Here is a 13,338-nt window from a genome sequence, read left to right as displayed (position 1 = left end):
GAGCGCGAGATGACGCCTTTGAATCCGAATATGAAAGCGACCTTCGCGCCTCCGGTCATGGAGGCAAGGCGCTGGATTGAGGGCAAGGTGTTCTCGGACGCGCGGCCTTTGATGAACCTCAGCCAGGCGGCCCCCGTTGATCCGCCCCCCGAGGGGTTGGTGGCGGCCATGGCCGAGGCAATCTTGAGCGACCCCCTGGCACATCTTTATGGGCCGGTTTTGGGCAATGATGTGCTGCGCGCGGAATTGGCGACGCAGTGGTCGCAGGCTTATGGGGGAGAAATTGCGCCCGCACAGGTGGCGATTACCTCCGGGTGCAATCAGGCGTTCACCTCGATCATGTCCACGATTGCACAGGCGGGCGATGAGGTGATTATCCCGCTGCCGTTCTATTTCAACCATCAGATGTGGTTGGATATGCAGGGTGTGAAGGCAAGGTATTTGCCCACGGGCGATGATTTGTTGCCGGACCCTGAAGCAGCGGCGGGTTTGATTACAGATCGGACCAAGGCGATCGTTTTGGTGAGCCCGAACAACCCGGCGGGCGTGGAATATCCCCCTGCCCTATTGGCTGCGTTCCGGGATTTGGCGCGGGCCCATGGCTTGGCGTTGATTGTGGATGAGACCTACCGCGACTTCCATTCCTCGGAAGCAGCGCCGCACGGGCTTTTTGCGGATTCTGACTGGGACGACACCTTCATTCACCTTTATTCCTTCTCCAAGGCCTATCGCCTGACCGGGCACCGGGTGGGGGCGATCATGGCCTCGCCCCAGCGCCTGGCTGAGGTTGAGAAATTTCTGGACACGGTCGCGATTTGCCCGCCGCAGATTGGCCAGATCGGCGCACTTTGGGGGATGCAGAACCTGGGCGATTGGCTTGCCGGAGAGCGGCTGGAAATTCTCGCGCGGCGCGATGCGGTGCGACAGGGGTTTGCGCAACTGCCCGATTGGCAGCTGTTGGGGTCGGGCGCGTATTTTGCCTATGTGCGCCATCCGTTCGACGCGCCCTCAGACGTCGTCGCCAAGCGTTTGGTGGACGAGGCGAGCCTGTTGGTTCTGCCCGGCACCATGTTTGGCCCCAGCCGCGAACAGGGCGGCGCGGGACAGGCCGAAGCCACCCTGCGCATCGCCTTTGCCAATGCCGATCGTGCCGGACTTGGCGATCTTGTGACCCGCCTGGCCCCATTGAGCGCCTGATTGCCCCCCCAGCGGCCAGCACACCCTTGCCCCCATTGGGCCAAATGCGTATCCGTTTGCGTAACACACTGCCACTGAAAGGGCCTGATCCACATGGCGACCTCTGCTGCGAAAAAAGTCTCGAACCTGTTCGTCTGGATCCTTATGGGCCTGTTGTTTGTTGCCCTTGCGGGTTTCGGCATCGGCTCGTTCAGCGGCGGGGCCTCACGGGTGGGGTCTGTCGGCAACGCCGAGATCACCGCAGAGGATTACTTCCGCGCCCTCAACAATGAGATCAACGCCCAATCCGCGCAAACCGGGCAGGCTGTGTCCTTCGCACAGATCCGCGCGCGCGGCATTGATGAGCAGGTCTTGGCCGGGCTGACCGCCCGCGCGGCCCTGAACCATGAAGCGGCCGAGATGGGCATCTCGGTGGGGGATGGCGAAGTGGCCAGCCAAATCGCACAGGTGCAGGCGTTTCAGAACACGTCGGGCGAATTCGACCGCAACTCCTATGAGTTTGTTCTGCAACAACAAGGCTCTAACCCCCGAGAGTTTGAGGAAGACACCCGCGAGGATGTCGCCCGCGCGCTGCTGCAAACGGCCGTCATTGGCGGGCTGACCCCGCCCGAGCTCTTCGCCGAAACGATCACCGCCTACCAGGCCGAGACCCGCGATTTCATCCGCCTCGCCGTGACCGAAGGTGACCTGCCCGAGCCGATCGCCGATCCCACCGACGCGCAACTGGCCGCCTATTATGAGCAATTCCCCGAGCGGTTCACCCGCCCCGAAGCCCGCCGGATCACCTATGCGTGGATCATCCCCTCGGACATCATGGATGACGTGGAGATCGACGAAGAGGCGCTTCTGGCGCTCTACAACGACCGCATTGATGAATACGTCCAGCCCGAGCGTCGCCTGCTGGAACGGCTGGTCTTCAGCTCGGACGAAGCGGTGCAAGAGGCGCTGGATGCTATTACCGCCGAGGAAACCGACTTCGACACCTTGGTCGCCGACCGGGATTTGACGCTGGAAGATGTGGATCTGGGCGAAATCGCCCCAGAAGATCTGAGCGACGCCGCCGCCGCGATCATCTTCGGCGACGATGAGGCAGAGCTTTTGGGCCCCGTGCCCACCGCTTTGGGCCCCGCGATCTTCCGGGTGAACGCCGTGCTTGAAGCCTCGGAAGTGCCGTTTGAAGACGCCCGCGATGACCTGAGCGCAGAGCTGGCCCAGGAAGGTGCCCGCCGCATTATCGACGATATGCGCGAAGATATCGACGATCTGCTGGCCTCCGGTGCCACCTTGGAGGAACTGGGCGCGGACACGCAGATGACCCTGGGCACGCTGGATTACACCATCGCCTCCGAGGACGGCATCGCCGCCTACGACAACTTCCGTGACGCGGCTGCGGCGGTGGAGGAAAGCGATTTCCCAGAGCTTCTGGACCTCAGCGATGGCGGCCTATTCGCCCTGCGTCTGGATGAAATCGTGCCTCCGTCCCTTCCCCCCCTGGCCGAGATCGAACAAGACGTCGCCAATGCCTGGCAGGCCACCGCACTGCGCGAAGCCGTGGCTGACCGCGCCTCGCAGCTGGTGGCGCAACTGGCCCAAGGGGCGGCACTGGAAGACCTCGGCGATACGGCGGAAGAACGCCTGATCCGCCGCCAGGACCTGCTGCCCGACCTGCCCGCCACCACCGTGGCTCAGGTGTTCCAACTGGACGCGCCCGGTGACGTGGTCATGATCCCCGGCGCCGAAGCCGCCCATATCGTGCGGCTCGAGGCGATCAACTCCGGCGTGCGCGACGCGCCCGATACCTCCATCCTGCTGACGATCATGAACCAGACCATCGCCCAATCCATGGCCACCGATATTTTCGAGGCCTATGGACAGGCCCTTCAGGCCGATGCGGGCATCTCTACCAATCAGGGCGTGATCAACTCGGTCCACGCCTCCTTCCCTTAAGGCGGTCCCGATGGCGCAACTCTCCGAGTTCGAGGATTTCCGCGCCGCGTGGGAGCGGGGCGAAAACCAACTGGTCCACGCCCGTCTGGCCGCTGATCTGGATACGCCCGTGTCGGTCATGCTCAAGCTGACGGACGCCGGGCGCGATGCGTTTATTCTAGAGTCGGTTACCGGCGGAGAGGTCCGGGGCCGCTACTCCATCATCGGCATGAAGCCCGATCTGGTCTGGGAATGCCACGGCGAAAAGGCGCGCATCAACCGCGCTGCCCGCTATGATCGCGACACGTTTGAACCCTGCGCCGAGACCCCTCTGGACGCGATCCGCGCCCTGCTTGCGGAATCCGCCATCGACATGCCCGAGGCTCTGCCCGCCGCTGCCGCCGGCCTGTTTGGCTACCTCGGCTACGACATGATCCGGCTGGTGGAACACCTGCCCGACGTGAACCCCGATCCACTGGGCCTGCCCGACGCGGTCCTGATCCGCCCCTCGGTCATCGCCGTTCTCGACGGCGTGAAGGGCGAGGTCACCATCGTGTCGCCCGCCTGGCAATCCTCCGGCTTGTCGGCCCGTGCCGCCTACGCCCAAGCGGCAGAACGTGTGTCTGATGCCCTGCGCGATCTGGAACGCGCGCCCTCTGTCGCGGCCCGTGAAATGGGCGACGCGCAACCCCTGGGGGAGCCGGTCTCGAACTTTACCCACGACGGCTACCTCAAGGCCGTGGAAACCGCCAAGGACTACATCCGCAAGGGCGACATTTTCCAGGTCGTCCCCTCCCAACGCTGGAGCGTGGATTTCCCCACAGCCCCCTTCGCGCTCTACCGCGCCCTGCGCCGCACCAACCCCTCTCCGTTCATGTTCTACTTCAACTTCGGTGAGTTTCAGGTCGTGGGCGCCAGCCCCGAAATCCTCGTGCGCGTGTTCGAGGATGAGGTCACAATCCGCCCCATCGCCGGCACCCGCCCCCGTGGCGCAACCCCGGAAGAAGACCGCGCCCTGGAGGCCGACTTGATGGCCGACCAGAAGGAACTGGCCGAGCATCTGATGCTGCTCGATCTGGGCCGCAACGACACCGGCAAGGTCTCCAAAATCGGCACCGTGCGCCCGACCGAGGAATTCATCGTCGAACGCTACAGCCACGTCATGCATATTGTCTCCAACGTGGTGGGCGAACTGGCCGAGGATCAGGACGCCCTGTCCGCTTTCATGGCCGGGATGCCCGCAGGCACCGTCTCCGGCGCGCCGAAAGTCCGCGCCATGGAAATCATTGATGAGCTGGAGCCCGAAAAGCGCGGCGTCTACGGCGGCGGCGTTGGCTACTTCTCCGCGGGCGGCGACATGGATATGTGCATCGCGCTGCGCACCGCCGTCATCAAGGATGAAAAGCTCTACATTCAGGCGGGCGGCGGCGTCGTCTACGACAGTGATCCCGAGGCCGAATTCGTGGAAACCGTGAACAAATCCCGCGCCATCCGCAAAGCCGCCGAAGATGCCAGCCTCTTCACCCGTGGCAATTCCTGACGCCCCCGTCTGCACACCTCTCCAAATTTCCTCGTTCTAAAAATATCCCCCCGCGGGAGCGTGGGGGAGGCTGAGGCTTCGGCCTCAGACGGGGGCAAAGCCCCCCCCTCTTCAATCAAAATAATCGCCGAAGGCGCCACCGGCACCCCGCGCCGCAGGCGCGTCTCTTGCCGAAGGCAAGCCTATCGCGCCAAATGAAAGACGCCCACGGCTGGACCTTACTCCGCCGCCCGCAGCATCGTGGCCGACAGCGGCGCCAAAGCAACCGCCTCCGTGCGCCCGCCCAAGGCCCAGGAAAACAGTGCCGTCACCGTATCGGGGCGCGTGCGTCCGACCACGATCACTGTCCCCTCTTGCGCCGCCGCAAAGGCCGCGCGCGACAGGAAACGGGTGATCACCGTGGCGCGTTGATCCTCTCCGTCAAGGAAGCGGAACACCGTCGCGCCCGGTACACCCGCCCGTGACGCCGTCTGCTCCGCCGCGTTCAATCCGCGAGGGAACGCCAGCAACCCGTGGCCGCTCTCCGCCAAGGCTCCGACCGTGGCATCCAATACCGGGCGATCCCCTTGAATGCGGCTCTCGGGGGTGTCGATCACGGCAACCGCCTCGGGCAAGGTCTGCAAGGCTGCGGCCAAGGCTACTTCGGTATCCACCGCCGTGGCCCCTTCCGCGATCATCGAGCCCAGAACGACAACCTCGAACCCCGCCGCGCGATACGCCGCCGCCCGAGCCTCCGCTTCGGGGTGCAGCGGATCAATTGCGAAGGCTACGGGGAAACTGAACCGTGTCAGCGTCTCCAGATCGATCCCGCTACCGGGCTCATCAATCAAGACCACCGCCATGAGGGGCCTCGTTTCGGCCCCATCAAACGGCATGGCGAAAGCTTGGATCGCGGGCAAATCCTCAATCACTTCTTCCGCTTCAGTTTCCGCTTCCGCCTCAACTTCCGGCTCCAAGGGCGCAATCAACGGGGCGACCGTTGGCAAGCCACTGGCCCCCGTCACCGACGGCAGCGTCGATGCGGCAGCCTCTTGCGGGGCTTCTTCTTCGGGTTGCGCAGGCTCGGCCGGCGCGGTCAGCGCCGCGTCGCCGACCGTGGGCAGGGTTGGCCGCGTCAGAGCTTCCGGTTCGACGTCTGCTTCCGGCTCGGCGTTTGCCACTTGCGGCAGCAGCGTCGTGCGCACTTGGGGCGTTTCGCTGGCCGCAGGCTCGGTCAATGGGGCGGGACCGTTCGCTACCGAGGGCGCGGGGGCGGAGGCGGGGCTGGCAGGTGCCCCGGTATTCATTGGCTCGGCAGCGATGGCGGCCGGCGCCACGGCATCCACGGCAGGGGGCGCGGCGGGCGCGGTATCAAGGCTTGGGGCGGCCCCGTCGGTTACCAATGCAGGCGCTTGCGGCGCAGCGGAAGCCGGCGCCGCGTCGGGCGCAGGCAGGGCAGCTTCCGGTTCTGGTGGGGGGCGGTTGAACTCGGACCCTGACGGAAGTGGGACCTCCGTGGCCGGGGCGCTATCCTGGGTCGGCGTCGTCTCTGGCGCCGCTTCTGGCGCGGCCTCAGGTGCCACTTCGGGCGCTGCTTCGGGCGCGGCCTCAAGCGCTGCTTCGGGCATCGCTTCCGGCGCTTCTTCGGCAACGGGCTCGGGGGCCTCTTCGGGCTCGGCCGTCGGCGCTACGGCCTCAGCCTCCTCAGGCTGCGGTTCAACCGCAGTCTCTTCCACCAGAACCACAGGCGCGTCAGCCGCGCCCGCCTGCCCCGTATCGTCGCCCCGTGGCGGCAAGGGAGAGCTTAGCGACAAGGCCGCAAGGCCCACCGCCGACACCACAGTTCCCCAAAATACACCGATACTCAGACCGCCCATGGTCCCGCTCCTGTCTGCTCCGCCCGGACCGCGCCCGTGCCTATGTCGGCAGAGATTGCGTCTCTGCGCGCTCTTATTTGTCGCAATGCAGCCGTCCGCTTGACCCTGCCCCTCGCTTTGAAACATGTATAGCGTGGGCGCGCGCCGCCTTTAACCTTTTTTTGCGGCCCCCTTTCAAGGAATACCGGGATGCTTCTCCTGATCGATAACTACGACAGCTTTACCTATAACCTTGTGCATTATCTGGGCGAGCTGGGGGCCGATGTGCGCGTGGTGCGCAATGACAAGATCACCGTGCAGGACGCGATGGCGTCGGGCGCCAGCGGGATCGTGCTCAGCCCCGGTCCCGGCTATCCGACGGATGCGGGCATTTGTCTGGCTTTGACAAAGGCAGCGGCGGGGGCTGGAATGCCCCTGTTGGGCGTGTGTCTGGGCCACCAGACGATTGGAGAAGCTTTTGGCGGCAAGATCGTGCAGCACGCCGAGATCGTGCACGGCAAGCTGGGGGCGATGAACCATACCGATAAAGGCGTGTTCCACGGGCTCCCCTCGCCCCTGAACGCGACCCGTTACCACAGCCTTGTGGTGGACCGCGCCACCCTGCCCGATGACCTTGAAATCACCGCAGAATTGGACGACGGCACGATCATGGGCCTGCGTCACAAGGAACTGCCGATCGAGGGCGTTCAGTTCCACCCCGAAAGCATCCGGTCCGAGCACGGCCACGCTATGCTAGAGAATTTCCTGAAAATCACGAAAGAACCCGCATGACCGACGTATCCGCATCCGAGTCCATGAAGCCGATCATCTTTGCGGCCTCTGAAGGGCCCCTGTCCCGTGCCCAAGCGGAAGAGGCGTTCCGCCACCTGTTCGACGGCACAGCCACACCGGCGCAGGTGGGCGGTTTGATCATGGCGATGCGCGCGCGGGGCGAATCAGTGGCCGAATATGCCGCCGCCGCGCAAGTGATGCGCGAAAAATGTGTGCCCGTGACTGCGCCCGAGGGGGCGATGGATATCGTGGGCACCGGCGGCGACGGCATGGGGACGCTGAATATCTCCACCGCGACGGCCTTTGTGGTGGCGGGCGCGGGCGTGCCCGTGGCCAAGCACGGCAACCGCAACCTTTCGTCCAAGTCGGGGGCCGCCGATGTGCTGACCCAGATGGGGATCGAGGTGATGGTCGGCGCCGATGTGGTAGAGGCGTCGCTGAAGGAGGCGGGCATCGGCTTCATGATGGCCCCGATGCATCACCCGGCGGTCAAACACGTCATGCCGATCCGGCAAGAACTTGGGTGCAAGACGATTTTCAACATCCTTGGCCCCTTGACCAACCCCGCAGGCGTGAAGCGCCAGTTGACCGGGGCTTTCGCGATCGACCTGATTTACCCGATGGCCGAGACGTTGAAGGAATTGGGGTCCGAGGCGGCCTGGTTGGTCCATGGCTCGGACGGGACGGACGAGATCTCGATCTCGGGCAAGACCGATGTGGTGGAATTGAAGGACGGCGTGTTGCGCTCGCGCGTTGTGCACCCCGAGGACGCGGGCCTGCCGGTGCACCCGTTCCGTGACATCCTGGGCGGCACCCCCGATGAGAACGCCCAAGCCTTCCGCGACCTGCTGGACGGCGCCCCGGGCGCCTACCGCGACGCGGTGCTGATGAACGCCGCCGCCGCGCTGATTGTGGCGGGCCGGGTGACAGAACTGCGCGACGGGGTGGAGATTGCCCGAGAGGCCATCGACAGCGGCGCCGCCAAGCGCGCGGTGGAAGCCGTGGCAAGGGTAACATCCGCAGGTTAAGGGAAAGGGAGCGTCTGCGCCCTTTTCAGATTGCGCCTACGGCAGGATATTCTTGGCGCCAAGGGCGCGAGGGGCTCTGCCCCTGAGCGCCCTTTTCGGGGAAAAAGGCGCTCTCCCCGGAGGTGTATTGGCCAAGATGAAGGAGCGAAGCTGCCGCTGGTGACCCGGTGACTTGGCGGGGGACGAGCGATGGCGTATGGGGAAGAGATGAGCACCATTCTTGATAAGATCAAAGCCTACAAGCTTGAAGAAGTCGCCGCCGCCAAGGCCGCCCGTCCCCGTTCCGAGGTGGAGGAGGCCGCGAAGGCCGCCCCCCGGGTAAGGGGGTTTGCCGATGCCCTATGGGCGGCACAGGACGCTGGATATGGCTTGATCGCAGAGATCAAGAAGGCCAGCCCATCCAAGGGGTTGATCAGGGAGGATTTCAATCCGCCCGCTTTGGCCCGTGCCTATGAGGCGGGCGGGGCGAGTTGTTTGAGTGTGCTGACGGATACGCCCTCGTTCCAGGGGGCGCCTGAGTTTTTGGTGGCGGCCCGGGCGGCGGTCACGCTGCCCTGTTTGCGCAAGGACTTCCTCTACGACACGTACCAGGTGGCCGAGGCGAGGGCCTGGGGCGCCGATTGCATTTTGATCATCATGGCGTCGGTCAGCGACATGCAGGCGGCGGAGCTTGAGGATGCGGCACGCCACTGGGGGATGGATGCGTTGATCGAGGTTCATGACGGCGACGAATTGGACCGGGCGATGGCGTTGAAATCGCCGTTATTGGGGATCAATAACCGCAATCTGAATACGTTCGAGACATCGCTCGAGACCACGCGAAGCCTTTCGGCGCGGGTGCCTGAGGAGCGGATGGTGATCTCGGAATCGGGGCTGTTCTCGCCGGCTGATCTGGCCGATATGGCGGGCCATGGTGCGCGTAGTTTCCTGATCGGCGAAAGCTTGATGCGGCAAGAGGATGTGGAAGCGGCGACAAGGGCGCTTCTGGTTGATCCCGTCGCCAAGGGCAGCCACTGATGGCGGAGCTGACCCATTTCGATGGAGAGGGACGCGCCCATATGGTCGATGTCTCGGGCAAGGCTGTGACGGACCGGATTGCCGTGGCCGAAGCCTATGTGACGATGCGGCCTGAGACCCTGGAGCTGGTCGCTCAAGGTACCGCCAAGAAGGGCGATGTGCTGGGGGTGGCAAGGCTTGCGGGGATCATGGGGGCCAAACGTTGTGCCGATCTGATCCCGCTGTGTCATCCCTTGCCCATCACCAAGGTGGCCGTGGACTTGCGCGTCGACGCGGATCTGCCGGGGGTAAGGATCGAAGCGACGGTGAAAACCTCGGGCCAGACGGGGGTGGAGATGGAGGCGCTGACGGCGGCCTCTACGGCGGCGCTGACGGTCTATGATATGCTGAAGGCTGCGGAAAAGACGATGGAAGTCGGGGGCTTACGGGTTGTCCTGAAGGATGGCGGCAAGTCGGGGCGGTTTGAGGCGGCCAACGCGGAGCCAACCCCATGATCTCTGTCGAGGACGCGCTGGCGGCTTGTCTTGGGCTGGCCGCCCCGGTTGGCACGGAAACCGTGCCGTTGACCGCAGCGGGGGGGCGCGTTTTGGCGGCGCCTGTGACCGCGACGCGCGACCAGCCGCCTTTCAGTGCCTCGGCGATGGATGGTTATGCCGTCCGCGATATGGAGGCTATTCCCGGTCGGCGTCTGAAGGTGGTGGGCGAAGCCCCCGCGGGCCATTATTGGCACGGCACCATCGGCCCCGGAGAGGCGCTGCGGATTTTCACCGGGGCCCCCCTGCCCGATGGCACCGACCGTGTGGTGATCCAGGAGGACGTGACCCGCGACGGTGACCGCATCACGCTGGGGCGTGATCTGGGCTCGGGCCATAACGTGCGGCCCTCAGGCGCGGATTTCGTGGCGGGCGATACGATGCAAGCCCCGCGCCGCCTGTCTCCGGCGGATGTGGCATTGGCCGCCGCGATGAACGTGCCTTTGCTGACGGTGTCGCGCAAACCCTCAGTTGCCCTGATCGCGACGGGGGACGAGTTGGTCACGCCCGGCGAAGAGCCGCGCCCGGACCAGATTATCGCCTCCAACACCTATGGCCTGAAGGCCCGGATCGAGGCCGAAGGCGCGGAGGCGCGTTTGCTGCCCATCGCCCGCGATAATCGCGACAGCCTGGAGCAGGTCTTTGATCTGGCCGCAGGGGCCGATCTGATCGTGACCGTGGGCGGGGCCTCGGTGGGGGATCATGACCTGGTGGGCGATGTGGCCGCCGCACTCGGCTTGGACCGGGCCTTCTACAAAGTGGCAATGCGGCCCGGAAAACCCTTGATGGCCGGGCGCTTGGGCGATGCGGTTCTGCTGGGGCTGCCGGGAAATCCGGTCTCTGCCATGGTCTGTGGAGAGCTGTTTCTGATCCCCATGTTGCACGCGATGATGGGCCTTCCCACCGGGGCGCGGCCCCGGATGCGGGCGCGTCTTGGGGTCGATCTGGACGCCAATGGCCCGCGCGAACACTACATGCGTGCCGATGTCAGCGCAGGGGAAGACCTGCCCGTGATCACGCCCTACGGCAGCCAGGACAGCTCTTTGCTGACCGTGCTTTCGGGGGCCTCGGGCCTTTTGGTGCGCCCGGTGGATGCGCCGCGCGCGCGTGTCGGCGACATTGTGGAATATGTGCCGCTGAACAAGATGTTCTGATGATTCGTTGACAGAACATTCGGAACATGTATAGAACATACCCTGAACGGGCATGGAATGTGCCTGCATTGTTCTCGGTTTGTCAGTCCGGGGCAAAAAGCGGCGCACGACGCCATCATTGCGAGGGAGACGGGTATGCTGACGCGGAAACAGCGCGATCTTTTGGAGTTTATTAACAGAAGGATGCAGCGCGATGGGGTGCCTCCGTCATTTGATGAGATGAAAGACGCCCTTGATCTGCGCTCCAAGTCCGGCATTCACCGCTTGATTACGGCGCTGGAAGAACGCGGCTTTATCCGTCGCCTGGCCCACCGCGCCCGCGCCATCGAGATCGTGAAAATGCCCGATGCCATGAAGGACGGCGGCTTTGCGCCCCGGGTGATTGAAGGCGACCGGACGGACCCGCCTGCGGGCGCCATGGCGGTGCAAGCCTCGGCCGCCCGTGAGTTGCCGGTGATGGGCCAGATCGCCGCCGGTGTCCCGATTGAGGCGATTTCCCAGGTCGCCTCCCATGTGGCGGTGCCCGAGCAGATGCTTGGCACCGGGGGAAATCACTATGCCCTTGAGGTTAAAGGCGATTCCATGATCGACGCGGGCATCAACGATGGTGATATCGTGGTGATCGAAGAAGGCTCCACCGCCGATAACGGCGACATCATCGTGGCTTTGGTGGAAGATCATGAAGCGACCCTGAAGCGCCTGCGTCGCAAGGGCAACATGATCGCGCTGGAGGCGGCGAACCCGGCCTACGAGACCCGCGTTTTCCGATCCGATCAGGTGAAGGTGCAAGGCAAGCTCGTGGGGCTGATCCGCACCTATTAAGCGCGTGTTGCGCCATGAAATCATAGGCCAATGCCGCCCCTGCGGCGTGGCCGTCAAAGGTTGAACGACAATTGATCCGGGGTCTCCGACGTTTCGCGGCGTGGTGCGGCGGGGGGCTTGGTGGGTGGCACTTCCCCCTCCCCCAGACTGAACACCGCCTGGCCCGCGTTCTCTGCGGCTTCGCGCTCAAACCCCTCGCCCCGTCGCAGGGCGGTGGCGCGGGCGCGGGCGGCACTGGCGGCCTCTTCCACATCGACGATCCGCACCGGGTAGCGACGGCCAAGCAGCTTGCCTGCGCCGTCCCACAACCAAGGTGTTTGCACGTAAGCGTCCGGCACATCGCGCAACTCGGGGCACCATTTGCGAGTGAATGCGCCGCTGGGGTCCAGCAATTGGCCCCGCTTCATCGGGTTGTCTACGCGAATTGATCCCACACCCGTGGTGCCCGCATGGGCCTGCATCTGAGGCCAGTGGATGCCGGGATCATAGTCGGTGAACAGCCGCGCCAAATGCGGCCCCGTTACCCGCCAATCCAGCCACAGATGATAGGCCGCAACAGACACCAACATGATGCGCAGCGGGTGCGGCAACCACCCCGTTGCGATCAGCCCGCGCATGGCGGCATCGACAAAGGGAATGCCGGTTTGCCCCGCCTCCCACGCGCGAAACCGGTCCTTGGGGGGCGGCGGTTGCCACAGGTCCTCATAGGCGGAATGCAGGCAGCGGCTCTCCATCATCGGCTTGTTGCGCAGGGTCGCGTGGTCCTGCTCACGCAGCGCCAGATTGGCTTGCAGCTTGCGAAACTGGCTGCGGGCAAGGGCATCATCGGCGGGCACCACGGCGCGACGGGCCACGATGCTGTCTGCCACCTCCGGGGCCGAGACGACGCCCCAGGCCAAATGCGGCGATAGGCGCGACGATGCCTCGCCGCCAAAGGCCCGCAACAATACGGTGGCCGAGGACCGCCCGCCCCGCTGCCGTCCGGGGCAAGGGTCAAACGCCAGGGACAAGTCGCGCGCCTCGGGGATCACGCCCGGTGCGGCCCCGGTGCCATGCAAGCCTTCTGGGCCGTCCACCGCTTGCCCCTCTGGCGCAATAGTCCACGCCACCCCCGCCGCCTCTGCCCAGGCCGCGACGCGGGCGTTGCGGGCGGCTTCCCACTGGGTGGTGGGGGCGTCGTTGCTGATGATCTCGGCCACCGAATGCTCGGTGCACAGCGCCTCCAGCACCGACAACATATCGCCGCAACGCACCACCAAGGGCGCCCCAAGCGCCCCTAACTCGGCCCGCAGTTCCCCAAGGCTTTCCGCCACGAACCGCCATTGCCGGGCCGAGGCGTCGGGCTGCGCCCATGCCTCTGGATCGGCGATGAATACCGGCACGACAGGCACCCCCCGCGTTGCCGCTAGGGCAAGCGCAGGGTTATCGTGGACACGCAAAGCGCGTTGAAACAAAACGAGAACTGCCTTCATTAGGCCAGAGGTAGCAGATTTC

The 13,338-nt window shown here is 64.8% G+C and carries 11 protein-coding genes; 9 read left to right on the top strand and 2 right to left on the bottom strand.

Annotation, left to right across the window (positions count from 1 at the left end):
• The first annotated feature begins 9 nt into the window (after positions 1-9).
• The 3 genes from AADW23_RS12095 (at position 10) to trpE (ending at position 4,663) form a co-directional block, all read left to right on the top strand.
• Positions 10-1,197, top strand: a complete 1,188-nt coding sequence (locus AADW23_RS12095) for an aminotransferase (RefSeq protein WP_341861194.1) — start codon at positions 10-12, stop codon at positions 1,195-1,197.
• Positions 1,198-1,290: 93 nt separating this feature from the next.
• Entirely contained in the window at positions 1,291-3,144 is a 1,854-nt protein-coding gene (locus AADW23_RS12090; protein ID WP_341861193.1) for a SurA N-terminal domain-containing protein, read from the top strand.
• 10 nt (positions 3,145-3,154) lie between these two features.
• The gene (gene trpE / locus AADW23_RS12085; RefSeq protein WP_341861192.1) at positions 3,155-4,663 is read left to right on the top strand and encodes an anthranilate synthase component I; all 1,509 of its coding nucleotides are present in this window, start codon (positions 3,155-3,157) and stop codon (positions 4,661-4,663) included.
• Positions 4,664-4,881: 218 nt separating this feature from the next.
• On the opposite strand, the gene AADW23_RS12080 is transcribed toward trpE, so the two are convergent.
• Positions 4,882-6,519 (bottom strand): divergent polysaccharide deacetylase family protein, encoded by a 1,638-nt coding sequence (locus AADW23_RS12080; RefSeq protein WP_341861191.1) that lies wholly within the window; start codon positions 6,517-6,519, stop codon positions 4,882-4,884.
• Between the two features lie 189 nt (positions 6,520-6,708).
• Here AADW23_RS12080 and AADW23_RS12075 point away from each other — a divergent pair, with 189 nt between their 5' ends.
• The 6 genes from AADW23_RS12075 to lexA all read left to right on the top strand — a co-directional run bounded on the left by AADW23_RS12075 (position 6,709) and on the right by lexA (position 11,844).
• A complete protein-coding gene (locus tag AADW23_RS12075; protein WP_341861190.1) occupies positions 6,709-7,290 on the top strand; it encodes an aminodeoxychorismate/anthranilate synthase component II in 582 nt (193 codons plus the stop codon).
• Positions 7,287-8,318 carry an anthranilate phosphoribosyltransferase gene (gene trpD, locus AADW23_RS12070; protein WP_341861189.1) on the top strand — a complete coding sequence of 344 codons (1,032 nt, stop codon included), beginning with the start codon at positions 7,287-7,289 and terminating at the stop codon, positions 8,316-8,318. The genes AADW23_RS12075 and trpD overlap by 4 nt, the downstream gene beginning before the upstream one ends.
• Before the next feature lie 207 nt (positions 8,319-8,525).
• A complete protein-coding gene (gene trpC / locus AADW23_RS12065; RefSeq protein WP_341861188.1) occupies positions 8,526-9,335 on the top strand; it encodes an indole-3-glycerol phosphate synthase TrpC in 810 nt (269 codons plus the stop codon).
• Positions 9,335-9,829 (top strand): cyclic pyranopterin monophosphate synthase MoaC, encoded by a 495-nt coding sequence (gene moaC / locus AADW23_RS12060; RefSeq protein WP_341861187.1) that lies wholly within the window; start codon positions 9,335-9,337, stop codon positions 9,827-9,829. The genes trpC and moaC overlap by 1 nt, the downstream gene beginning before the upstream one ends.
• Complete coding sequence (glp, locus tag AADW23_RS12055; RefSeq protein ID WP_341861186.1) at positions 9,826-11,022, top strand: gephyrin-like molybdotransferase Glp; 1,197 nt, start codon at positions 9,826-9,828, stop codon at positions 11,020-11,022. Before moaC ends, glp begins: the two co-directional genes overlap by 4 nt.
• 135 nt (positions 11,023-11,157) lie before the next feature.
• Entirely contained in the window at positions 11,158-11,844 is a 687-nt protein-coding gene (gene lexA, locus AADW23_RS12050; RefSeq protein ID WP_341861185.1) for a transcriptional repressor LexA, read from the top strand.
• Between the two features lie 53 nt (positions 11,845-11,897).
• Here lexA and AADW23_RS12045 read toward each other — a convergent pair whose 3' ends face one another.
• Positions 11,898-13,316 (bottom strand): FAD-binding domain-containing protein, encoded by a 1,419-nt coding sequence (locus AADW23_RS12045; protein WP_341861184.1) that lies wholly within the window; start codon positions 13,314-13,316, stop codon positions 11,898-11,900.
• Positions 13,317-13,338 lie beyond the last annotated feature (22 nt).

The organism is Gymnodinialimonas sp. 57CJ19 (assembly GCF_038396845.1).
Lineage (GTDB): Bacteria > Pseudomonadota > Alphaproteobacteria > Rhodobacterales > Rhodobacteraceae > Gymnodinialimonas.
The sequence above is the reverse complement of the archived record's forward strand: the minus strand, read 5'-3'. Positions and strand labels throughout refer to the sequence as shown.